The 21421-nt window shown below is 68.0% G+C and carries 20 protein-coding genes; 8 read left to right on the forward strand and 12 right to left on the reverse strand.

All coding sequences use genetic code 11. From position 1 onward, the window contains the following. Nucleotide 1 precedes the first annotated feature (1 nt). The 4 genes from ACJH7A_RS04235 to ACJH7A_RS04250 form a co-directional block, all read right to left on the reverse strand. The gene (locus ACJH7A_RS04235; protein WP_212814801.1) at nucleotides 2-1300 is read right to left on the reverse strand and encodes a competence/damage-inducible protein A; all 1299 of its coding nucleotides are present in this window, start codon (nucleotides 1298-1300) and stop codon (nucleotides 2-4) included. Between the two features lie 24 nt (nucleotides 1301-1324). Further along, nucleotides 1325-1543: a hypothetical protein gene (locus tag ACJH7A_RS04240; RefSeq protein WP_036420352.1), complete on the reverse strand. Its 219-nt coding sequence runs from the start codon at nucleotides 1541-1543 to the stop codon at nucleotides 1325-1327. A gap of 34 nt (nucleotides 1544-1577) precedes the next feature. Further along, nucleotides 1578-4445: a glycosyl hydrolase 2 galactose-binding domain-containing protein gene (locus ACJH7A_RS04245; RefSeq protein WP_406801467.1), complete on the reverse strand. Its 2868-nt coding sequence runs from the start codon at nucleotides 4443-4445 to the stop codon at nucleotides 1578-1580. 154 nt (nucleotides 4446-4599) lie between these two features. Continuing rightward, the gene (locus tag ACJH7A_RS04250) at nucleotides 4600-5337 is read right to left on the reverse strand and encodes a glucose 1-dehydrogenase (protein ID WP_212811343.1); all 738 of its coding nucleotides are present in this window, start codon (nucleotides 5335-5337) and stop codon (nucleotides 4600-4602) included. A gap of 59 nt (nucleotides 5338-5396) precedes the next feature. On the opposite strand from ACJH7A_RS04250, the gene ACJH7A_RS04255 reads away from it, so the two are divergent. From ACJH7A_RS04255 to ACJH7A_RS04270, 4 genes are all read left to right on the forward strand, one after another. Beyond that, entirely contained in the window at nucleotides 5397-6176 is a 780-nt protein-coding gene (locus ACJH7A_RS04255; protein ID WP_406801468.1) for an HAD family hydrolase, read from the forward strand. Nucleotides 6177-6312: 136 nt separating this feature from the next. Continuing rightward, nucleotides 6313-7446, forward strand: coding sequence for a nitronate monooxygenase (locus ACJH7A_RS04260; RefSeq protein WP_212811342.1), 1134 nt, complete (start codon nucleotides 6313-6315; stop codon nucleotides 7444-7446). Between the two features lie 166 nt (nucleotides 7447-7612). After that, nucleotides 7613-8185 carry a TetR/AcrR family transcriptional regulator gene (locus tag ACJH7A_RS04265; RefSeq protein WP_406801469.1) on the forward strand — a complete coding sequence of 191 codons (573 nt, stop codon included), beginning with the start codon at nucleotides 7613-7615 and terminating at the stop codon, nucleotides 8183-8185. Then, complete coding sequence (locus ACJH7A_RS04270) at nucleotides 8182-10419, forward strand: molybdopterin-dependent oxidoreductase (RefSeq protein ID WP_212811340.1); 2238 nt, start codon at nucleotides 8182-8184, stop codon at nucleotides 10417-10419. Before ACJH7A_RS04265 ends, ACJH7A_RS04270 begins: the two co-directional genes overlap by 4 nt. On the opposite strand, the gene ACJH7A_RS04275 is transcribed toward ACJH7A_RS04270, so the two are convergent. Continuing rightward, on the reverse strand, nucleotides 10420-11094 hold the full coding sequence (locus tag ACJH7A_RS04275; protein WP_244872529.1) for a PAS and ANTAR domain-containing protein: 675 nt from the start codon (nucleotides 11092-11094) through the stop codon (nucleotides 10420-10422). It lies immediately after the preceding gene. A 162-nt stretch (nucleotides 11095-11256) separates the two neighbouring features. Between ACJH7A_RS04275 and ACJH7A_RS04280 the strand changes: the two genes are divergently transcribed. Further along, the gene (locus tag ACJH7A_RS04280; protein WP_212811339.1) at nucleotides 11257-11985 is read left to right on the forward strand and encodes a Crp/Fnr family transcriptional regulator; all 729 of its coding nucleotides are present in this window, start codon (nucleotides 11257-11259) and stop codon (nucleotides 11983-11985) included. On the opposite strand, the gene ACJH7A_RS04285 is transcribed toward ACJH7A_RS04280, so the two are convergent. Continuing rightward, nucleotides 11982-12443 (reverse strand): hypothetical protein, encoded by a 462-nt coding sequence (locus ACJH7A_RS04285; protein WP_212811338.1) that lies wholly within the window; start codon nucleotides 12441-12443, stop codon nucleotides 11982-11984. The genes ACJH7A_RS04280 and ACJH7A_RS04285 overlap by 4 nt on opposite strands. 282 nt (nucleotides 12444-12725) lie before the next feature. Between ACJH7A_RS04285 and ACJH7A_RS04290 the strand changes: the two genes are divergently transcribed. Beyond that, on the forward strand, nucleotides 12726-13985 hold the full coding sequence (locus tag ACJH7A_RS04290) for a cytochrome P450 (RefSeq protein ID WP_061001221.1): 1260 nt from the start codon (nucleotides 12726-12728) through the stop codon (nucleotides 13983-13985). Here the strand turns inward: ACJH7A_RS04290 and ACJH7A_RS04295 are convergent. Further along, a complete protein-coding gene (locus ACJH7A_RS04295; protein ID WP_061001222.1) occupies nucleotides 13957-14298 on the reverse strand; it encodes a hypothetical protein in 342 nt (113 codons plus the stop codon). The two genes, ACJH7A_RS04290 and ACJH7A_RS04295, sit on opposite strands and share 29 nt — an antisense overlap. Before the next feature lie 139 nt (nucleotides 14299-14437). Between ACJH7A_RS04295 and ACJH7A_RS04300 the strand changes: the two genes are divergently transcribed. Beyond that, entirely contained in the window at nucleotides 14438-15175 is a 738-nt protein-coding gene (locus ACJH7A_RS04300; RefSeq protein ID WP_406801491.1) for a helix-turn-helix domain-containing protein, read from the forward strand. Here ACJH7A_RS04300 and ACJH7A_RS04305 read toward each other — a convergent pair. Both ACJH7A_RS04305 and ACJH7A_RS04310 read right to left on the reverse strand, forming a co-directional pair. Then, nucleotides 15165-15929, reverse strand: coding sequence for a L,D-transpeptidase family protein (locus ACJH7A_RS04305; protein WP_061001223.1), 765 nt, complete (start codon nucleotides 15927-15929; stop codon nucleotides 15165-15167). The two genes, ACJH7A_RS04300 and ACJH7A_RS04305, sit on opposite strands and share 11 nt — an antisense overlap. A 103-nt stretch (nucleotides 15930-16032) precedes the next feature. Continuing rightward, nucleotides 16033-17334: a hypothetical protein gene (locus ACJH7A_RS04310; RefSeq protein WP_061001224.1), complete on the reverse strand. Its 1302-nt coding sequence runs from the start codon at nucleotides 17332-17334 to the stop codon at nucleotides 16033-16035. 381 nt (nucleotides 17335-17715) lie between these two features. Between ACJH7A_RS04310 and ACJH7A_RS04315 the strand changes: the two genes are divergently transcribed. Beyond that, entirely contained in the window at nucleotides 17716-17922 is a 207-nt protein-coding gene (locus ACJH7A_RS04315) for a hypothetical protein (protein WP_061001225.1), read from the forward strand. Nucleotides 17923-17925: 3 nt separating this feature from the next. On the opposite strand, the gene ACJH7A_RS04320 is transcribed toward ACJH7A_RS04315, so the two are convergent. From ACJH7A_RS04320 to ACJH7A_RS04330, 3 genes are all read right to left on the reverse strand, one after another. Beyond that, nucleotides 17926-18783, reverse strand: coding sequence for a cytochrome c biogenesis CcdA family protein (locus ACJH7A_RS04320; protein WP_082762027.1), 858 nt, complete (start codon nucleotides 18781-18783; stop codon nucleotides 17926-17928). Then, nucleotides 18780-19259 carry a redoxin domain-containing protein gene (locus ACJH7A_RS04325; RefSeq protein WP_204158302.1) on the reverse strand — a complete coding sequence of 160 codons (480 nt, stop codon included), beginning with the start codon at nucleotides 19257-19259 and terminating at the stop codon, nucleotides 18780-18782. Before ACJH7A_RS04325 ends, ACJH7A_RS04320 begins: the two co-directional genes overlap by 4 nt. A gap of 169 nt (nucleotides 19260-19428) precedes the next feature. Beyond that, the gene (locus tag ACJH7A_RS04330) at nucleotides 19429-21357 is read right to left on the reverse strand and encodes a flavin-containing monooxygenase (RefSeq protein WP_406801470.1); all 1929 of its coding nucleotides are present in this window, start codon (nucleotides 21355-21357) and stop codon (nucleotides 19429-19431) included. Nucleotides 21358-21421: the final 64 nt, after the last annotated feature.

Below are 21421 nucleotides of genomic sequence, written 5' to 3' on the forward strand. Positions count from 1 at the left end.
CTCAGACCGTCACCGGCTGACCGCTGAGTACGCGGCGCAGCATGTGCATGGCGACGGTCGTCGACCGTTCCCGGATGTCGGCCCGGTTGCCGGGCAGGTGGATCGTGCGCGTGTGCGTCGCACCGTCGGCCAGCCCGACACTGAAACACACTGTGCCGACCGGCTTTTCGTCGCTGCCGCCACCGGGGCCGGCGATGCCGGTGATGCCGACGGCGACGTCGGCGCCGAACCGCTGCAGTGCACCCGCCGCCATGGCCTCGGCGACCGGTTCGGACACCGCACCGTGGGCCGCGATCAACGCGGGGTCGACGCCGAGCAGGTCCGCCTTGGCTTCGTTCGAGTACGACACCACGCCGCCGGCCAGGTAGGCCGAGGAACCGGGCCGGTCGGCCAGCCGGGCCGCCAGCAGGCCCGCCGTGCACGACTCGGCCGTCGCGATGGTGCGGCCCGAAAGCAGTTGCGCCACTTGGTCATCGACCAGCGCACCGTCCTCGGAGAAGACATCGTGCGGATGCCGCTCACGCAGCAGCGCGGCCAGTTGCCGGTAGCTGTCGGCGGCGTCGGGTTCGTAGCGGGTGACGATCTCCAACTCACCGCGACGCAGGCACGTCGTGATCTCCAGCCCCGCGAAACCGGGCACCAGGGTCTCGGCTTCCCGCAGCGTCTCGGCCAGCCCGGACTCGGGCAGGCCGAACATCCGGATGGTCTCCTGGCGGTAGACGGTGCGGCCGGCGATCGCACGTTGCGCCGTCGCCGTCTCGATGGCCCGGCTCCACATCGGCCGCAGCTCGCGGGGCGGTCCGGGGAGCACGATCACCGTCGGTGCGCCGCCGGCCCGGGTCACCACGACACCCGGTGCCGTGCCGACGGGGTCGAGGATCTCGACGCCGTCGCCCGCCGGCACCAGGGCCTGCTTGCGGTTGGCCGCGCGGACCGCCTCGAAATCGGCGCCCGGGAACCGGCCCATGAAGGACCGCAGGATCTCGGCGATGCGCTCCTCGAGCGCTTCGTCGAGCACCAGCTCGCGGCCACAGAACTTCGACACCACGGCGACGGTCATGTCGTCGGCCGTCGGCCCCAGGCCGCCGCTGGTGACGATCAGGTCGACACCTTGTGCGGCAAGGAAATTCAGTTGCGCTTCGATGTCCTCGGGCCGGTCACCGCAGATGGTGATGTGCGCCAGCTCGACGCCGAGTTCGAGCAGCCGGTCGGCCAGCCACGGCCCGTTGAGGTCCTGGACCCGGCCGGTGAGAACTTCGGTCCCGGTCACCACGATGCCCGCACGCACGCCCATGGCGATCAGGGTACGGCGCTGCGGGCTCGGTCAGACCGCCAGCCAGGCGCGCACGGTGTCGAGCTCGCGCGTGTACTGCTCCATGATGTCGTCCTGGAACCGCGTGCCGCCGCTGATCGCGTCGTCACCGCGCCAGATCACGCGGACCCGGGACGCGCCACGCAGGTAGACGTCGACGCGGTCGTCCGTGTGCCGCTGCCACCCGCTTGCGGCGGTGCGCTCGGCCAGTGCGGAGCGTTCGTCAGCCATGTGTTTCTCCTTCACGTCAACTCACCATCATGTCCTATGCGCCCGGTCTCGGGACCCGCGGTACCGCGTCGGGCGCCGCGGGCCGGACGTCCGGCTCGGCCAGACCAGGGTCGGTCACCGAGGCCCGCGCGGCCGCCTCCGCCGCGTCCTGAGGTGGCCGGCCACCGGTCACCGGGACCGTCACGGGCGCCGTGTTGTAGCCACCGACCCGAACCCAGCCCGCGTTCACACCGGGTTTGGGCACCAGGCCCCGCACGTGCGCGGTCTCCCCCGGATACACCGTGACGTAGTTGTCGCTGTACTCGATGGGCAGGATTTCGTCGGCATCCGGGGCGGCGGTCAGCTCGGCCCGCTCGAAGAACGCGACCTGCTTGGTCGGGTTGCGCAGCGTGATGTCGACGACCTGCTGGCCGTCACCGTTCACCGAACCGGCCGCGCTGACGTCCAGGCGGGCCTTCGTCATGTAGTTCAGCGGCGTCATGTCCGCCCACGCGGTCTGGTGCAGCTCGAAGGCGACGTCCTTGCGGGGATCTCCGATGTCGTCCTGCTGCGACTGCCAGTAGTCGTTGTCCGCGATGACTTCACCGACCGGGTTCAGCAGCTCGCACCGCACGAAGAACACGCGCGAGTCCGGCACTTCGCGCGGCAGCGTCATCGCCACGGCGGCGGCACCGGAGACGACGTCGTACGGGTCGCTGGTGCGGTCGTCACGCACGTTCCCGTTGATGTCGTAGACGCGGGTGCGCACCCGGAGGCCGACGGCGTTCTCCGGGCTCTGGTTGGTGATGCTGACCTTGGCGGTGCTGTGGTCGCCGGTCGCATACGAATCGAACGTCACCGACAGCGGCTGCAGGCCCTTCTTCGCGCCGTAGTACGCACCGCCGGGCCGCAGGTAGTAGTCGAAGATGTTGCCGAAGAACGACGGCCAGTGGTTGTTGAGCATCCAGTAGATCGTCATCTTGCGGTCCGCCCAGCCCAGGGCGGCGAACGACTCGAACTGGGCCCGCGTCGCCTCGTAGTGGGCCAGCTGCGCCTTGCGCGTGAATTCCTCGGCGCCACTGGAGGATCCATAGCGCTGCACGACGGCGTTGCGGATGCTCGCGAGGGCCTCGTTGCCGGGGTTGGAACCGGCGTGGAAGTACCACATGTCGTTGATGGGCCAGAGCTTGTCCGGTGGGATGAACTTGCGCAGGCTCGCGAACGGCGGGATGTGCTCGTTGTCGCCCTGCTCGGCCGACGCGCCGCGGGCGGCTGCGTACGCACCGTCGAACCAGTACGCGGGCGGCCGCCACGTGTACGGGCCGGCCATCTGGATGCCGTCCCACAGGCGGTTGCCCGACGAATCGGTCGTGTAGGACGACACGGTGTCGACAACGGCGTTCTGCCAGTGCAGCTTTCGCAGAATCTCGTGGTACTGCTCGAGGATGTCGGCGGGCGGGTGCCCGTCGCTGGCATTGGCCCAGACGAACGCCGACGCGTGCGATCGCAACATCGTGATCTGCGAGCGCAGGCTGTCCTGCGCGACCCGGTGGTCTTCCTGGCCCCACTGCGGCCACTTCTCCCACTGGTTACAGCACATCCAGCCCACCATGAGCGGGATGCCCAGTTCGTCGGCCCGCTCGATGAAACGGGCGCCGGGAATCTTCGATTCCATCCGGATCATGTTCAGACCCAGATCCTTGACGTAGCGCAGGATCGCATTGTCGCGGTCAGGATCGTCGCGGTACAGCAGATCGGGGGTGTAGGTGGCGCCGCGCGCCAGGAAGTCGCGGCCGTTGACCTTGAGGTAGAAGTTGCCGCCGGAGCCCAGTTGCGGGAACTCCTCGCTGCCGTCGCGGCCCTGCTCGATGGACCGGATGCCGAAGCGCTGCTTCAGCTCGTCGGTGGCCTGCCCGTACTGCAGGAACTGGATCCGCAGGTCGTACAGGTCGGGCCTGCCCATGGTGTACGGCCACCACAGGTCCGGATGGGAGACGCGCAGCGCCTCATAGTCGCCGGGGCTGAACGTGACGTCGCGGCTCTCCCCCGGCGCGAGCGACACCGGCCGTTCGATGTCGATGTCGGCCTTGCCGGCGCGGCTGATGGTTGCCCGGACGACGCCGTTGACGCGCTGGTCCGAGTAGTTGGTCAGGCCCGACCGGACACTCAGCTGGGCGCTGTCGGTGCGTGGCAACGGCAGCTGGCTGTTCACGGTCGCGTCGGTGATCGCCACGTCGCCGGACATCTTCAGGGTGACGGGCTTGAGGATGCCGGCGTTGCGGTCCGCCACGAACGAGTTGCCGTTGGCCGGGTTCTTGCCGGGCCCCTGATAGCCGAGGTAGTTCCAGTTGATCCAGTCGAACCAGCTGTCGGCCAGCTCCACGCCGTCGACGTCCTGCAGCGCGCGCTCCGGGGTCACCTTGACGGCGAGGGTGTTGGTGCGGCCGCGGTCGATCCACTTCGACACGTCGAGGGTGTGGTCGACGTACATGCCCGCGACCTGCTTGCTGTCGGCGATCTGATGCCCGTTGAGCCAGATCTCGGCCCGGTAGTTGATGCCGGGAAAGTTGAGCCGGTACGTCGAGTGCCCTGCCGGTGCGACGAATGTGGTGCGGTACCACCAGTCCTGCTTGTACAGGTCCTGCGGCACCTTGGTCAGCAGATTGTCGCCGTAGTAGAGGTCCGGGTAGGTGCCGTCGTCCTGCAGTGCCTCGAGCACCGTCGCGGGCATGTGCCGCACCTGGTGCCAGCCGGGCCCGGCGGCCGGGAATCCGTCGAGGCTGAGTTGCGCGCCGGTGGCCACCATGCCCTGCGCGGACGACAGCTGCCAGCCTTGCGCGAGCTCCACTTCGGCGGCTGCGCTCATGGGCCTCAGCAGGCGCGGCAGATCGCCGGTGCACGCGAACAGCAGCACCAGAGACATGACGGCACCCAGCACTGCACCGCGGCGCAACTCGGTTGAGATAGCCCTGCTCCCTCCGAAACGACAGCATCTGAACGCGCTTCTACAACCGAATGCGCGATGTGGGGGCACCTCATTGTGCCCCGTCAGACCGGCAGTTCCGGAATCGCTGAGGTCAGAACTTGTGTGGCACGTCGGTCGTCAGACCGCCGTCGACGACGAACTCGCTGCCGGTGGCAAACGACGATTCGTCACTGGCCAGGAACACCACGAAGGTCGCTACCTCGTCGGACTGTCCGGGCCGGCCCAGCGGCGCGGTCATCATGTCGTCGGGAAAATATTTGGTCATCGGCGTGCGGATGAAACCGGGCAGCACCGAGTTGACCCGGATCTTGTCCTTGCCCAGGTCGATGGCCGCCGATTTGGTCAGCCCGCGCACCGCCCACTTGGACGCGACGTACGGATGCAGCAGAGTCGCGCCGCGCATGCCCTCGATGGACGAGATGTTGATGATCGAGCCGCCACCGGCCTCCCGCATCGGCGCGACCACTGCCTGCATGCCCAGGAACGTGCCCGTGAGGTTGACGTCGATGCACTTCTGCCACTTGGCCATGTCGAACTCACCGATTTTGCCGAGGGCGGTGATGCCGGCGTTGTTGACCAGAACGTTGAGCACACCGAACTGTTCGGTGGCGGTGGCGACCGCGGCGGCCCACTGGTCGGCGTCGGTGACGTCGAGATGGACGTAGCGTGCGGCATCCCCGAGTTCGGCGGCCAGCGCCTCGCCGGGCTCATCGAGGATGTCGCCGATGACGACCTTGGCGCCCTCGGCGACGAGCATCCGGGCGTGCGCCGCGCCCATCCCCCGTGCGCCGCCAGTGATCAGTGCAACTTTTCCGTCCACGCGTCCCATGACGGGTCACGCTACCGCCCGCCCGGTGGGTGGCCGGGAGGCCCGGCATACTGGTCAGCATGGCTGCGCCGAACGCCGGACCGATCACGGGGCCGATCGCTGCGGCCGCCGCCGGTGACCTTGGCGCGAACAGCCCGAATGTGGGCGCGTTCTTCGACGTCGACGGCACGCTGGTGTCCGGTTTCATCGCGACGGTGCACGCGGCCCACCGGTTCCGGCAGCGGCAGGCGGCCTTCGGCGAGCTCACCGGAATCCTCGAAGCGACGGTGCGATACAAGTTGGGCCGCATGGAGTTCGAGCGGTTGCTGGTGCGCGCCGCCGGCTATCTGCGCGGCGAGTCACTCGCCGAACAGGAGTCGCTCGGCGAGCAGCTGTTCCACAGCCACGTACAGGCCAGGATTTTCCCGACGATGCGCGAGGTCGTGCGCGCCCACCAGCGCTCCGGCCACACGGTGGTGCTGAGTTCGTCGGCCCTGACCATGCACGTCATGCCGCTGGCCCGCTACCTCGGCGTCGAGCACGTCATCTGCAACCATTTCACCGTCGACGCCGACGGCACCCTCACCGGCGACATCGTGCGGCCCATCGTCTGGGGCCACCGCAAGGCCGCGGCGGTCGAGGCGTTCAGCCAGGCCAATCACGTTGACCTGCAACAGAGTTACTTCTACGCCGACGGCGACGAGGACCTGCCGCTGATGCACGTCGTGGGGCACCCGATTCCGGTGAACCCGCGGCCCGGGCTGGCAGCCGAAGCGGAGCGGCTCGGCTGGACCGTGGTCCGCGCGGCGGCCCCGTCCAGCGACCGGCCCGGCTGGCTACGACGACTCGTGCATCGCTGACGTTCTGGAACGGCCGTCGCCGGAAATCTGGGCCCAAATCTGCGCGTAGCCTTGCGCGCCGGACTGTCACGCGGTACTAAATTAGAACACGTTTCAGTTTGCCGCTCCTGCCTCGAACCAGCACAAGGAACCCCAAATGCGCACCGCTATCTGCGACCAACTCGGCATCGAATACCCGATCTTCGCCTTCACCCACTGCCGCGACGTGGTCGTGGCAGTCAGCAAAGCCGGTGGCTTCGGCGTCCTGGGTGCCGTCGGCTTCTCCCCCGAGCAGCTCGAGATCGAGCTGAAGTGGATCGACGAGAACATCGGCGACCATCCGTACGGCGTCGACATCGTGATCCCCAACAAGTACGAGGGCATGGACCAGGTCGACCTGGATCCGGAGGTGCTCAAGAAGCAGCTCAACGCCCTCGTGCCGCAGGAGCACCTGGATTTCGCGAAGAAGCTGCTCGCCGATCACGGGGTGCCGGTCGACCACAGTGACGACGATGCCCTGCAGCTGCTGGGCTGGACCGAGGCCACCGCCACCCCGCAGGTCGAGGTCGCGTTGCAGCACCCGAAGTGCACGCTGATCGCCAACGCGCTGGGCACCCCGCCGAAGGACATGATCGACCACATCCACGCCGAGGGCCGCAAGGTCGCCGCGCTGTGCGGCTCGCCGTCGCAGGCCCGTAAGCACGCCGACGCGGGCGTCGACATCATCATCGCCCAGGGCGGCGAGGCCGGCGGGCACAGCGGAGAGATCGGCTCGATCGTGCTGTGGCCGCAGGTCGTCAAGGAGGTCGCGCCCGTCCCGGTGCTGGCCGCCGGTGGCATCGGCAGCGGCCAGCAGATCGCCGCGGCGCTGGCGCTCGGCGCGCAGGGCGCGTGGACCGGTTCGCAGTGGGTGATGGTCGAGGAGAGCGAGCACTCCGAGCAGCAGCACGCCGCGTACGCCAAGGCCAGCAGCAAGGACACCGTGCGCAGCCGGTCGTTCACCGGCAAGCCGGCGCGGATGCTGCGCAACGACTGGACCGAGGCCTGGGAGAAGGAAGGCAACCCGAAGCCGCTCGGAATGCCCTTGCAGTACATGGTTTCCGGCATGGCGGTGGCGGCCACGCACAAGTACCCGAACGAGAGCGTCGACGTCGCGTTCAACCCGGTCGGCCAGGTGGTCGGCCAGTTCACCAAGGTCGAGAAGACCTCCGCGGTGATCGAACGCTGGGTGCGGGAGTACCTGGAGGCCACCGGCCGGCTCGAGGAGCTGAACGAAGCCGCGTCCGTGTGATCGAGGCCGCCGGTGTGCGCCGGCGGCCGGCATGACGTCATTTGCGCCTCGGATTGCAGTCACCATGCGGCTGCGATCCGAGGCGTAAGTGTGTCTGCCACGCGGGGATAGACCCATGCCGTCGGATTATGTATGGTTGCATACATAATCCGACGGAAGGGCGCGGATGGCTGGTCCTCGTGAACGCATGATCGTGTCTGCCGCGCTGCTCATCCGCGAGCGGGGCGCGCAGTCGACGGCCATCTCGGATGTACTCGCCCACAGCGGGGCACCGCGCGGTTCGGCGTACCACCACTTCCCCGGCGGCCGCACCCAACTACTCTGCGAGACAATCGATTTCGCGGGTGACTACATCGCCCGCCGGATCGCCAAGGCCGGCACCGCACTCGAGGCACTCGATGTGTTGGTCGACGGCTTCCGCTCCCAACTCACCGAGTCCGGATACCGGGCCGGCTGCCCGGTGGTGGCGGTCGCCGTCGAGGCCGACAACCCGCCCGTCATCGAACGCGCCGCCGCCGCCTTCACCCGCTGGCTCGACCAGCTCGAAGAGCAGCTACGGGCCGACGGCGTGTCCGCCGAACAAGCCGCCGAATTGGCCATGCTCGCCACCACCGCGATCGAAGGCGCCGTGCTGGTGGCCCGCACCACCGGCTCCACCACCCCATTGGACCTCGTGCATCGGCAGCTGCGCGCCCTCGTGACTGCCACGACCGACTCGGAACGAAAGGCGTCCTCATGACCCAGACCCAGGAGTGGCAGTCGACCGCCTGCATCCTGTGCGAGTGCAACTGCGGCATCGTCGTCCAACTCGACGGCCGCACCCTGTCGAAAATCCGTGGGGACAAGGCACATCCGGCCTCGCAGGGCTACACCTGCAACAAGGCCCTGCGGCTGGACCACTACCAGAACAACCGCGACCGCCTCACCTCGCCGATGCGCCGGCGCCCCGACGGCACCTACGAGGAAATCGACTGGGACACCGCCATTTCCGAGATCGCCGAGGGCTTCTCGCGGATCCGCGACGAGTACGGCGGCGACAAGATCTTCTACTACGGCGGCGGCGGTCAGGGTAACCACCTGGGTGGCGCCTACAGCGGCGCGTTCCTCAAGGCGCTCGGCAGCCGGTACCGGTCGAATGCGTTGGCACAGGAGAAGACCGGTGAGTTCTGGGTCGACGCCCAGCTCTACGGCGGACATACCCGCGGCGAGTTCGAGCACGCCGAGGTGTCGGTGTTCATCGGGAAGAACCCGTGGATGTCACAGAGCTTTCCGCGGGCCCGGACCGTGCTGCAGGACATCGCGAAAGACCCGCAGCGGTCGATGATCGTCATCGATCCGGTCCGCACCGACACCGCCAAGATGGCCGACTTCCACCTGCGGGTACGGCCCGGGACGGACGCGTGGTGCCTGTCGGCCCTGGCCGCGGTTTTGGTTCAGGAAAACCTGTGCGACGAGGCGTTTCTCGCCGAACACGTCACGGGCGTCGAGCCGGTGCGGGAGGCGCTGCGCGCCGTGGACGTCGACGAGTTCGCCCAGCGCTGCGGCGTCGACGCCGAGCTGTTGCGCGCCGCAGCGCGCCGGATTGCCGGTGCGACAAGCGTTTCGGTGTTCGAGGACCTCGGTGTCCAGCAGGCACCCAACAGCACCCTGTGCTCGTACCTGAACAAGATGTTGTGGATCCTCACCGGCAACTTCGCCAAACGCGGTGGCCAGCACCTGCATTCGTCGTTCGCTCCCCTGTTCGCCGCCGGTGGCGTCGGCCGTTCGCCGGTGACGGGCGCTCCCATCATCGCCGGGCTGCTGCCGTCCAACGTCGTGCCGCAGGAGATCCTGACCGACCATCCAGACCGCTTCCGCGCGATGATCGTCGAGAGCAGCAACCCCGCGCACTCCATCGCGGACTCGAACGCGGTGCGCGACGCGCTCGGCGCGCTGGAACTGCTGGTGGTCATCGATGTCGCGATGACCGAGACCGCCCGGTTGGCCCACTACGTGCTGCCCGCGGCGAGCCAGTTCGAGAAGCCCGAGGCGACCTTCTTCAATCTCGAGTTCCCGCACAACACCTTTCATCTGCGCCACCCCCTCCTGACACCGCTGCCCGGCACCCTGCCCGAGCCGGAGATCTGGGCGCGGCTGGTGCGCGCCCTCGGCGTCGTCGACGACGCGGAACTCGACCCGCTGCGCCGGGCCGCCCGCGAGGGCCTCGACGCGTATCTCGGGGCGTTCTTCGGCGCGGTGGGCGCCAACCCGGCACTGGGCCGCGTGCTGCCTTATGTGCTGTACGAGACGCTGGGTCCGACGCTGCCGGACGGACTGGCTGGAGCGGCCGCGTTGTGGGGGCTGGCGCAGAAGACCGCGATGACGTACCCCGATGCGGTCCGCCGGGCCGGCCATGCGGACGGCAACGCGCTGTTCACCGCGATCCTCGAAGGCCGGTCCAGGGTGACGTTCACGGTGCACGAGTACGAGGACGACTGGAGCCTGGTGACGCACACCGACCGCCGGTTCGCCCTCGAGATACCCGAGATGCTCGCCGAACTCGGTGCGCTCGCCACCGACCGGCCGCCGCTGACCTCCGACGAATACCCCATCGTGCTGTCGGCCGGTGAGCGCCGGGCGTTCACCGCCAACGACATCATCCGGGATCCGGGCTGGCGCAAGCGCGACGCCGACGGCGCACTGCGGGTCAGCGTGGAAGACGCCGCGGCACTCGGGTTGGTCGACGGCGGGCGGGCCCGGATCACGACGGCCGCCGGGACCGCGGAAGCTTCCGTGGAGGTCACCGACGTCATGCTGCCCGGCCACGCCTCGCTGCCCAACGGGTTCGGCGTGGACTTCACCGAAGCCGACGGCGAGAAGCGGGTGCCCGGCGTGGCGCCCAACGACCTCACGTCGGCGGACTGGCGCGATGCGTTCGCGGGTACCCCGTGGCACAAGCACGTGCCGGCCCGGATCGAGGCGCTGACGGCCTGATCAGCTGGCGACCGGGTCGCCCGGCAGGAGCAGCCGGTCGATGGTGCTGACGCTCTCGGGCGACAGTCCCTCTCGCATGACCGCCTCGAGAAACTGTCCCGCAACGGTCTTGACTTTGACGTGGGTCATCTGCGAGCGCCACGTGAGGATGTCGAACGCGCGGTCGGCGTCGATGCCGTAGGCCGCCATCAGGATGCCCTTGGCCTGCTCGATGGTGGCGCGGGACTTGACGACCTCTTTGATCTCGGACGTCAGGTCGGCCTGCATGGTTTCGGTGACATCGACGTAGTAGCCCTGCGTCCCGATCACTTCACCCGACTCGTCGGTCACGTGGTCACCGACCACCACCATCCAATGTGTCTTGCCGTTGACGTCGATGATCCGGTGCCGGCTGCTGAACAGCCCTCCCGACCGCACCCGGTCGAGAATTTCGGCCACCCGGGCCCGGTCGTCGGGGTGCTTGTGACTCAGCAGCAACTCGGTCGTGGGCTCCACCTGCCCCGGCGCGTAGCCGTGCATCCGCGCCACTTCGTCGGACCACACCCACCGTTGATCGGCGACGAAGAACGTGAATCCGCCGGCTTTCGGCGAGTCACCGCCGGCCAGGACCGCCGCGACTTCCCAGTGTTCAGACGCGTTGTCGGCATCGGCGTCATCGGCCACTGCATCAGGCATACGGAAAAACCAATCATTGATCTCTATGAGGGCTATGCCGGGCCGCGCTGACGGTCGGCCCGCAAATAGTAGCCGCTATGTCAGCTCTCTGACATAGCAAATCACCGACGCGCCGTTAACTGTTCGTATCGGGACGACGCACCCGTCGAGTAGCTTGCTTGAGTGGGCACGGAGGTTCAGCTGAGCGATCTGCACCGCAATGCCGTGCTCGCAACCTTCGACAGCGACCGACTCGACCGATTGCTGCCGCACATCCAGATCGACTTCAGCCCTATCGGCCACGTGGCCCAACGGGCCGGAAACCCGTTGAGTCACATCCATTTTCCGCTCGATTCGGTCTATTCGGTCCTGGCCGAGTCCGAGCACGGCGCCGGGATCGAAGTGGGCACCGTCGGCTCCGAGGGCCTGGTCGGCGTCGCCGGCCACCTGGGTGCGCGCAACAGCCGCCAGACCGTCGTCTGCTGGTGTGCCGGCGATACCGCACACGTTCCGGTCGCGGAGTTTCTGCAGCTGACCACCGAAGGCGGCCCGTGGCATGACGCGATCGACCGGTTCACCGACTATCTGCTGATCCAGACGGCGCAGAACGTGCTGTGCACGAGCGCGCACTCGGTGCGCGCACGGTTGGCGCGCTGGTTGCTGGCCGCGCATGACCGGTACGACTGCCAACAGTTCTCGAGCACGCAGGAAAGCCTCTCGCAGATGCTGGGCGTGCAGCGCCCGACCATCTCCGAGACGGCGGCACGGATGCAGCGCGATGGCTTGATCATCTACCGGCGCGGCAACATCGAGATTCTCGACCGCGTCGCGCTCCGGCAGATCGCGTGTGAGTGCTACCGGGTGGTCAGCCAGGCGCTGACGGCCGTGCGCGACGCGGGCCGGCCGACCTAACCGACCGGAGCGTCAGCAGCGGGCGGCGGAGCCGCAACCGGCGCCTGCGGACCGGCGGGCAGCCCCGCGGGCGGTGCCGCATCGGCGTCCATGGGGCGCTGCGCGAGCAGCACGAGGGCCTGCTTGGGGCTGATCTCGCGCTCCTGGACGGCGTGCCAGACGTCGCGCAGATACGACAGCTGGTCGGTGTCCTGCGACCCCTCCGCGGTGGTCGTGGTGTACGGCGGCAGATTCTCGGGACTGGACAGGTGCGGTACCGGCGCGGCGTTCGCCACCGGGACGGGCTTCCCGACCGGTGCCGGCTTGGGATCCGCGGGCGCCGCCGGCGGATCGATCGGCGCGGCCGACTGGTCGACCGCCGCGGTGTCGTCGGCCCAGGCGGCCGGGGCGACCGGCAGCAGCAACGCTGCGCAGGCCAGACCCACGGCGCGGAATTTGACGCTGTCCAGGATTCTCATGTGTTGCCCTCCCGTCCGTCTCCGGTAACCAATGGTGCTACAGGTGACTGCGGTATTGCTGGGAATTTGCCGGATCAATGTGGTGCGGCCGTACGAATCCGGGATCGGGTCCAGCGCCGCGACGAGCCCACCTCGGGCGCATCGGCTACGACGAATAGTGCTCCCCGGTTCGGGTCGCGTCGGCATTCCCCCAGAATCCGAGCCGAATTATCGGCATAACCTTGCGGCTCCGACCGGCACGCGGTACTAAATTGGAACACGTTGCAGAGTGAGGAGCGTCACATGGCGGCACCCGATATCCCAGCCGGATTCGACTTCACCGACCCCGATATCTATGCGCAGCGGCTGCCGGTCACGGAGCTGGCCGAACTGCGCCACGTCGCGCCGATCTGGTGGAACGAACAGCCCATGGGCAAGGGTGGCTTCGACGATGGTGGCTACTGGGTGGTGACGCGACACAAGGACGTCAAGGAAGTGTCCCGCCGCAGCGACGTGTTCTCCAGCCAGGTGAAGACAGCCATTCCCCGGTACCAGGACGGCACCGTCACCGAGCAGATCGAGCGCGGGAAATTCGTGCTGCTGAACATGGACGCGCCGCACCACACCCACCTGCGCAAGATCATCTCGCGCATGTTCACGCCGCGGGCCATCGAATTACTGCGCGACGAGCTGAGCCGGCGCGCACAACAGATCGTGCAGGAGGCGGCCACCCAGGGCTACGGCGATTTCGTCGAGCAGGTGTCGTGTGAGCTGCCGCTGCAGGCGATCGCGGGGTTGATGGGGGTACCGCAGGAAGACCGGAAGAAGCTGTTCCACTGGTCCAATCAGATGGTCGGCGACATGGACCCCGAATTCGCGGGCAATGACGCCATCACGGCGTCGGTCGAGCTGATCATGTACGGCATGGCCATGGCCGCCGACCGGGGCGCCAATCCGCGCGACGATCTGGTGACCCGGCTGGTGCAGGCCGACGTCGAGGGCCACAAGCTCTCGGACGACGAGTTCGGATTCTTCGTCATCCTGCTGGCGGTGGCGGGCAACGAGACGACCCGCAACACCATCACGCAGGGCATGATGGCCTTCGCCGAGCACCCGGACCAGTGGGAACTGTTCAAGCGCGAACGTCCGGCGACGGCAGCCGACGAGATCGTCCGCTGGGCGACGCCGGTCACCTCGTTCCAGCGCACCGCGACGCAGGACACCGAGCTCAGCGGAGTGCCGATCAAGAAGGGCCAGCGGGTGGTGATGTTCTACCGGTCGGCCAACTTCGACGAAGAAGTGTTCGACGACCCGTACACGTTCAACATCATGCGGGACCCGAATCCGCACGTCGGGTTCGGCGGGACCGGCGCTCACTACTGCATCGGGGCGAACCTGGCCCGCATGACGATCGACCTGATGTTCAACGCCATCGCCGACCATCTCCCGGACCTGCGTCCGCTCAGCGAGCCGGAGCGGCTGCGGTCCGGCTGGCTGAACGGCATCAAGCACTGGCAGGTCGACTACACCGGCGCTAACGCGAAATCAGCTGTCGCGCAGTGATCTTGGGCCCGTCCGGATAATCGAGCAGCGACTGCCAGTAATCGTCGGACAGCTCCGCGCCGGAGCGCAGCACCATCGCGAGACCGGTCGCCATCGCGACGCCGAGCAGACCGAGCCACAAGCCGGTGACGGCGATGACCACCCACAGCACATTCGTCAGCGCGGGCCATGGCGACACCAGCAGCAATACCGGCGCGAAGAAGAATCCGGTACCGACGTACCAGGCCGATCCGGTTCGGTCGGCGGCCATGACGGCCCGCAGCCAGACTGGCGGGGACTGGGTCGGCGGTTGGTTTGCGGGGTTCGTGCGCATGATTCGAGACTGTCCGCACCAGGTAATCGCCGCAATTACCTGACAGGTAGTCGCCACCGGGACGGCCAACCGCGACACTGGGATCGTGACCGTCGCCAGCGCCGCCCCGCCACATTCGCCGCAACCCTTCGGAGCGCTGATGCGGCAGTGGCGCCAGCGGCGGCGCATCAGCCAGCTCGACCTGGCGATCGAGGCGGACGTCTCGGCACGCCATCTCAGCTTCATCGAGACCGGCCGGTCGACGCCGAGCCGCGCCATGGTGCTCAAGCTCGGCAGCGTGCTCGATGTCCCTGCGCGCGAACAGAATCGGCTGCTCCTGGCCGCGGGTCATGCACCCGTGTTCGCCGAGCGGTCGCTCGACGACCCGGAGATGAGCGCGGTACGCACCGGGATCGATCGCGTCCTCGCCGCATACGAGCCGTTCCCCTGCCTGGCCGTCGACCACCTGTGGAACATCGTCGCCGCCAACGCCGGCATCGCGGTGCTGCTCCAGGACGCCGCTCCCCGGTTGCTCGAATCGCCCAACGCGCTTCGCATCTCACTGCACCCGGACGGGCTGGCGCCCCGGATCCGCAATCTCGGACAGTGGCGGCACCACGTGCTCGGACGGCTGCGCCGCGAAGTTTCCGCCAGCGCGTCGCAGGAGCTTCACGACCTGCTGACCGAGATCGAGGCCTACCCCGGTGGTGACGTCGACTCGTCCGATCTCGGCGGTGTCGCGGTGCCGTTGGTGATCGACGGCCCGGACGGTCAGGTGCTGACCTTCATCAGCACCGTCACCACGTTCGGCACGGCGCTGGACCTGACCGCCGTGGAGCTGAGCATCGAAGCGTTCCTGCCCGCCGACGAGGCGACGGCGCAGGCGCTCAGGAGTTGATGACGATCGGGTCGCCGATGTTGACCTGGTTGTAGTACCACTGCGCGTTGTCGGTGCTCAGGTTGATGCAGCCGTGACTCACGTTCGAACTGCCTTGCTGCGCAACGGACCACGGCGCCGCGTGCACGTAGACGCCGCCCGAGGTCACCCGCACGGCGTAGTAGACCGTCAGCTTGTAACCCTCGGGGTCGTTGAGCGGGATGCCGATGGTCCGCGAATCCATGATGACGGGATTCTCCTTGGACATCGCGGTGAACGACCCCACCGGTGTCGGATGCTTGGGCTTGCCCATGGACGCCGGCATGGTCTTCACAACCTGACCGTCGATGCTCACCGTGAAGGTGTGCCCGCTGATGCTCGCGACACCGAGGGTGGCCGTGGCGGTCTCGAACGACTGCTTGAACCCGCCGACCGACACCGTGATGGACGAGTGCGCGGGCCAGTACGTGCTCGGCGTGAACTGCATCTTGTTGTCCGCGAGCCAGGAGAACGTCCCGGCGGGCGCCGTTGTCATCTTCGGTGACGAGAACTCGATGGTCCGCTCGGCGCGTCCCCGGTCCGCGACCGGCCGGCTGAACGTCACCGTGACGGGCATCCCGACACCGACGGCGGGGCCGCCGCTCGGCGTGATCGTGGCGACCGGAAGGGCCTCGGGCAACGCCGCGACAGCAGCACCCACGGAGCCGCTCAGCATCATCACCGCAGATGCGGCGACGGCCAGCGCATAACGCACAGTTTTGGGCAAGGGGTCCATCCTCCGGTCCGAGATACGTTCACTACATATCGTAGTTCGGCTCCGGACGTTACTTCGGTCAGCGCGCGCTCCTGGCCCGGCGAATGTGGAACGACCTCAGGGTTTACTGCGGCGGCGCGGCGGGCTCCGCGGGCGGCGCGGCGTCGGCAGGCGCCGGAACGGCCGGAGCCGGGGCTTCCGCCGGCACCGCGACCGCGACCGCATTGGACGGCATCTCCACCGGCGGGATGTCCGTGGCGGCAGGTGGCACGTCGGCGGGCGGCAGGCCGTCGGGCTGCGCTGCCGGTTCGGGTTCGACGACGGGAGCCGCCTGCGGCTCGACGATCGGCGCATCGGACAGCGGGGCCTCGACCGGTGCCGACAGCTCGGCCGACGGCTCGGCGGCGGGCGCCACGTGCACCGTCGGAGGCTCGACAGGCGCGACAGCCTGCTCGGCGGCCGCGGGCCGTGGGCTCTTGGTGACGGACGTCGACGCGGCGCCGCGCGAGGGCAGGAACTGCAGCGTGACCGCCATCGACACCGATGCCACGAACGCCGTCGACCCGAGGGCCAGCATGGTCAGGGGCAGTGCGGGCGAGCTCGGCACCTTCTCCCACCGCGACGAACCGCCCGAGCGATGCCGGCCGGCGGGCGCGAACGCGGGACGCTCGAACTCGTCCTCGAACGCGTCGAACGTCGGGTCCCAACCGAAATCCTGGCCGGCCCATTCGTCGGGGCGCGGGACGTCGCCGAAGTAGTACGGCTCGGACAGGTCGGAGTCGCCTGACCGCACCGAAACCAGCGCCGCGCCGCGGGCGAGCGCCAAATCGGCTTCCTCCGGCGTGAACACCGGCACCGACAGCGCGTCCTGCAGCCCCGGCAGGATCGCCTCGAAGTTACCGGCAGATCCGATCACCACCAGGGCCTCCGGCTGCCAGTCCGCGCGGGCGAACACCGCGCTGAGCCAGCTGGTCAGCCCGGCCCGCGAGCCGATGGAGTGGTTCACGGCGGTATGTACGGCGCCGCTGGCCGCATGCACGATCATGGTGATCGCAAATTCCGGCTCGATGGTGCACACGGCGGTGGTGCCACAGCCCAGCGCATCGGCGATACCGCGGGCCACCGCCTCGTTCGCCTCTGGGAAGCGCACCGGCACCACATTGTCGAAACCGGACTCCGACAGCGACTGCATGAGCATCGAGGCCTCGGCGTCGGCGTCGTCGCTCCACGTGAGCCCGATCGACTTGAGCCGCAGCCCCCGCGTCGCCGCGAGCGCCTCGCTGCGCAGCACGGCCGCCGTGGCGTCGTCGGAGTTCATGATCTCCACGGCGTCGTGGTCCATGGTGAAACCGTCCACGTCATTGCCCTCGACCAGCACCAGGCCGATGGACGACGGAGTCATGGCCAACCCGAGCACCGCGTCCACGCAAACAACCCCTTCAAAAAACGCATAACGGCGGCGCACGACCGGCGATGACGCGCGCTTCGGCGTGCGGGAACTATCCGGAATCGCGGTGAGACAAGCCACCCTTTGACCGGTGACTTTACCCGTAACCTGCGCCACAATGCACCCGTCCACAAGCCACCGACCTGCGGTGATTTGCCAGTTGGCCACGGCGCTGTGTTCAAACCGTTATCAGTATTTGCCATCTTCGCCCAGGCTGCGCGGCGTGGCCCGATTGCACGCCGCACGTTTGAAGGCAGGCCGGTGGAGGTATGCAGTGGCCTAGTTGTGACCTGTCGCTACTGCTCCCCGTGATCGGGCGGCGGGAGAATCGTCGGCAAGACCAGCCAGGAGGTCAGCATCATGACGGCACCCCCACTCACCACACCGACCGCGGTGTCCCACGGCGAGGTGGGCGTCCACGTCCGCGGCCTCGGCTGCTCCTACGCAACCTGCACCTGCGGCTGGACCGCGCGCCACCGGCACCTGCGGGCCTCTGCCGAACAGGACGCCTGGGCACACGCCATCGAACGCGGCTGCGCGCCGGCCTTCCCGCTCGTCAACCGGTAGCGCTCAGCTGTCGCGACCGCGGGCGACGTGGCGTCGTCGCCGGTTCCGGACGCCCAGGATGACGGCCACGACGGCCGCGGTGATCGCCGCGGCGGCTAGGGGCCACGGCAGCCGGTACGCCCAGCCGGCGAGTTGCTGCTGGATCCGGCCGGCCACCGCGATCACCGGATCCGCCCCGATACTCCCCCGCAATCGCAGCTCGTAGCCGCCGTAGTACGCGACGTAGAGACCGGAAATCACCAGCAGCACACCGCCGATCATCGGCGCCCAGCGCGTCCAGCCCCGCAACCGGTCCGCAACCGCCGCCCCGGACACCGCAGCAGTCACCGCCAGCACCCCGACGAGGGCCGCGAAGCCGCCGACGTAGGCGCCCAGGTAGCCCGCCGACGCACCGATGTTCTTGTCCCGCAAGCCGATCCCGGTCACCGCCAAAAACGGGGCGATGGTGCAGGACACCGACACCAGCGCGTACGCGATGCCGTAACCGAACATCGACCCGAGCCGGCCGTCGGGTGCGCCGCCCGCGGCCGCCCCGGCCAACCGCAACGACACCAGGGGCCGGCCCAGCACCTGACCAACCCCGACGATCACCAGGACCACGCCGATGACCAGCGTCGCCCACGGCAGATAGCGCTGCACCAGATCGGCGGCCGACACGGCCAGCACCCCGAACGCGGCGAAAACCGTTGCGAAACCCAGCGCCATCACGACGGTGGCGGTGACCGCACGGATCAGCGCCGCCGCCGGTCCGGTGCGGCCGCTCTGCGCGACCAGCGCCAGATAGCCGGGCAGCATCGCGAAACCGCAGGGGTTCAGCGCCGCGACGACGCCTGCCACGAAGGCCAGTGACAGCCCGTTCACCTGGTCAATGCCGAAACCCGGTCGGCCAGTTCAGATTCCGGCATCGCCGACGTCGGATTGTTGACGAACGTCGAGGATCCGTCGGGGCGGTAGAAGACATAGGCCGGTTGCCAGGGCACCTGATAGCGCGCCCAGATGGAACCGTCGGCGTCGTTGATGATCGGGAAGTTCAGTCCGTACTTCCCGGCGAAGGCGCTCATCGCGCCCGGGTCGGCGTGCGCCGCGATCCCGACGAACGCGACGTTCGGGTTGGCCGCCGCCACCGCATGCACGCCGGGGGCCTCGGCGTTGCAGAACGGGCACCACGGCGTCCAGAACCACAGCACCGCCGGCCGGCCGGCCAGGCTCGCGCCGTTGAACGTACCGCCGCTGAGCAGAGTGCCGGTGAATTGCAGCCGGTCGTCGGCGCGGGCTTTCGGGACGCTCACGCCGGCCAGGACCAGCAACATGAGCGCCGCGACGATCGTGGCGGCCAGGCGCCAGACGGTGTGCGGCAGTCGGTATGTCGAAGGGGATGCGATGGTGACCATGGTCCGTACCTCCAGTTCCACGCGGCCGGCCGCCGGGCGTGGCGACTTGACCGGTATCAGGAACACGTACCCGCTACCGGCCGGGTTCAACGCGGCTTTTCGCCGCGCCGGCCGCTCACCCGAAGGCGTAGTCCTGCGGGTCGGCGCTGCGCGTCCACGTCCAGTAGTCGACCAGCCGCCACGGGCTGAGCGTGTAGATTTCGCCGTCGGCGTTCTTGTAGAACGAGTGCTTGATGGACGGCTGCGACCACACCATGGTGCGCATCTCGGCCTGGCTGCGCTCCACCCAGTCGGCGAGTTTCTCGGGCCGCGGTTCCATCCACCGCCCGTGGCCGGTCAGCAGCAGGTCCAGACATTCTGAGATGTAACGCATCTGGCATTCCGAATGGAAGATCAGGCTGCCGCCACTGGCCAGGTTGGTGCCGGGGCCGTACATACAGAAGAAATTCGGGAACCCGGGCACGGTGATGCCGAGGTACGCGGTGGGCCGTTCCCCCCACTGCTCGGCCAGCACCCGGCCGTCGCGGCCGACGATCGTCATGGGCCACAACACCTTTCCGGCATGAAAACCGGTGGCATACACGATCACATCGGCGGGATGTCGTGCGCCGTCGTCCGTCACGACGGCATCGCGTTCGATGCGGGCGATGGGTGTGCGGATCAGCTCGACATGGTCCTGCGTCAGGGTCTTGAGCCAACTGCCATTGTCCTGCAACGTCCGTTTACCGGTAGCCGGGTAGTCCGGGATGACCTTGGACAGCAGGTCCGGATTGTCACCGATCTGGCCTTTGATCCACTCGGTGAACATCATTCGGGTGACGTCGTTGATCTCGCTGACCGCACGCTGCTGGTCCGGGTAGTCCGGGTCGACACGGGCCGCGGCCAGGCCTTTGTCGCAGCCGGGCCAGAACAGCAGGAAGCGGTACCAGCGCCCGTAGAACGGCAGGTGCTTCAGTGCCCACCTGACGCCGTCGCCGACCAGGGCGTGGTAGTTGGGGTTGGGGAACATCCATTGCGCGGTGCGCTGAAAGATGTTGAGCGAAGCGACTTTCCCGGCGATCGACGGGGCGATCTGAAAGCCGCTGGCGCCGGCGCCGACCATCGCGACGTGCTTGCCGGTGAGGTCGATGTCGTGATCCCACTGCGCCGAGTGGAACGACGGGCCCGCGAAATCGTCGCGCCCCGAGATGGGCGGCAGATAGGGACGGTTGAGTTGCCCGACGGCGCTGATCACGGCGCGTGCCGACACCGTGTCCGACGTGCCGTCGGCGTTGCGGACAGTGACCTGCCACGTCTCGGTCGCGTCATCCCATCGCGCGCCGGTGACCTCGGTCTCGAACCGGACGTGCGGGCGGATGCCGTACTTGTCCAGGATGCGTTCGAAATAGGCCTGCAACTCCGGCTGTTCGGCGAAGAACTGCGTCCAGTGGTCGCTGGGTTCAAAGCTGTAGCAGTAGAAGTGGTTTCCGACATCGACGCGGGCACCGGGATAGCTGTTGTGCCACCAGGTGCCGCCGACACCGGGGGCACGTTCGATGATGGTGAACGGAATTCCCGCCTCTTTCAGGCGGATTCCCGCGAGCAGTCCCGATTCGCCGCAGCCGATGACGAGCACGGGGAAGTCCGCCGCCGCTTCGGCGTCACGCCCGGCCGCGCCGCCGCGGACATCTCTCCCGTCGAGCTCCATCTCCTCCAACACCATCGGGACGTACTCGTCGGGCACCGGCTCGCAGACGAGCCACTCCATCATCTCCTTGAGCAGCTCCGCACCGATGGGCTCGGGCTCGGGGCACCCGCGGTCGCGGTAGTCCGCGATCACCTTCAGCGCCAGGGTGCGCACGGCCGCCTTGTCGTCCTCGGACATGTAACCCTGGACCTCGTTGAGGAACAGCCCGGCGGGGCGCAGGGCGCCGCGGATCAGCTCCGGATCACCGGACATGTGCACCAGTGACAGCATCAGCGTGGGGATGCTGACGTCCATCAGCGCACTGGCGATGTCCTCGTCGGAGGTCGTAAACGGTTGTCCTGCATGTGGGTTGCGCACCACAAGGTGCTATCACGTTCGGCGGATTCTTCGCAGCCGATTCTGCCGCGGTACTGCCCGACGG

The sequence above is a fragment of the Mycobacterium sp. SMC-17 genome, from assembly GCF_045310915.1.
Classification (GTDB): Bacteria; Actinomycetota; Actinomycetes; order Mycobacteriales; family Mycobacteriaceae; genus Mycobacterium.

Excerpts from the sequence above, each read along its gene's own strand:
- ACJH7A_RS04295 (WP_061001222.1), bottom strand. The coding sequence starts at position 14,298 with ATGCGCACGAACCCCGCAAACCAACCGCCGACCCAGTCCCCGCCAGTC.
- ACJH7A_RS04245 (WP_406801467.1), bottom strand. The coding sequence starts at position 4,445 with ATGTCTCTGGTGCTGCTGTTCGCGTGCACCGGCGATCTGCCGCGCCTG.
- ACJH7A_RS04300 (WP_406801491.1), top strand. The coding sequence starts at position 14,438 with ATGCGGCAGTGGCGCCAGCGGCGGCGCATCAGCCAGCTCGACCTGGCG.
- ACJH7A_RS04285 (WP_212811338.1), bottom strand. The coding sequence starts at position 12,443 with ATGAGAATCCTGGACAGCGTCAAATTCCGCGCCGTGGGTCTGGCCTGC.
- ACJH7A_RS04290 (WP_061001221.1), top strand. The coding sequence starts at position 12,726 with ATGGCGGCACCCGATATCCCAGCCGGATTCGACTTCACCGACCCCGAT.
- ACJH7A_RS04255 (WP_406801468.1), top strand. The coding sequence starts at position 5,397 with ATGGCTGCGCCGAACGCCGGACCGATCACGGGGCCGATCGCTGCGGCC.
- ACJH7A_RS04270 (WP_212811340.1), top strand. The coding sequence starts at position 8,182 with ATGACCCAGACCCAGGAGTGGCAGTCGACCGCCTGCATCCTGTGCGAG.
- ACJH7A_RS04250 (WP_212811343.1), bottom strand. The coding sequence starts at position 5,337 with ATGGGACGCGTGGACGGAAAAGTTGCACTGATCACTGGCGGCGCACGG.
- ACJH7A_RS04240 (WP_036420352.1), bottom strand. The coding sequence starts at position 1,543 with ATGGCTGACGAACGCTCCGCACTGGCCGAGCGCACCGCCGCAAGCGGG.
- ACJH7A_RS04265 (WP_406801469.1), top strand. The coding sequence starts at position 7,613 with ATGGCTGGTCCTCGTGAACGCATGATCGTGTCTGCCGCGCTGCTCATC.
- ACJH7A_RS04260 (WP_212811342.1), top strand. The coding sequence starts at position 6,313 with ATGCGCACCGCTATCTGCGACCAACTCGGCATCGAATACCCGATCTTC.
- ACJH7A_RS04315 (WP_061001225.1), top strand. The coding sequence starts at position 17,716 with ATGACGGCACCCCCACTCACCACACCGACCGCGGTGTCCCACGGCGAG.
- ACJH7A_RS04305 (WP_061001223.1), bottom strand. The coding sequence starts at position 15,929 with ATGGACCCCTTGCCCAAAACTGTGCGTTATGCGCTGGCCGTCGCCGCA.
- ACJH7A_RS04275 (WP_244872529.1), bottom strand. The coding sequence starts at position 11,094 with ATGCCTGATGCAGTGGCCGATGACGCCGATGCCGACAACGCGTCTGAA.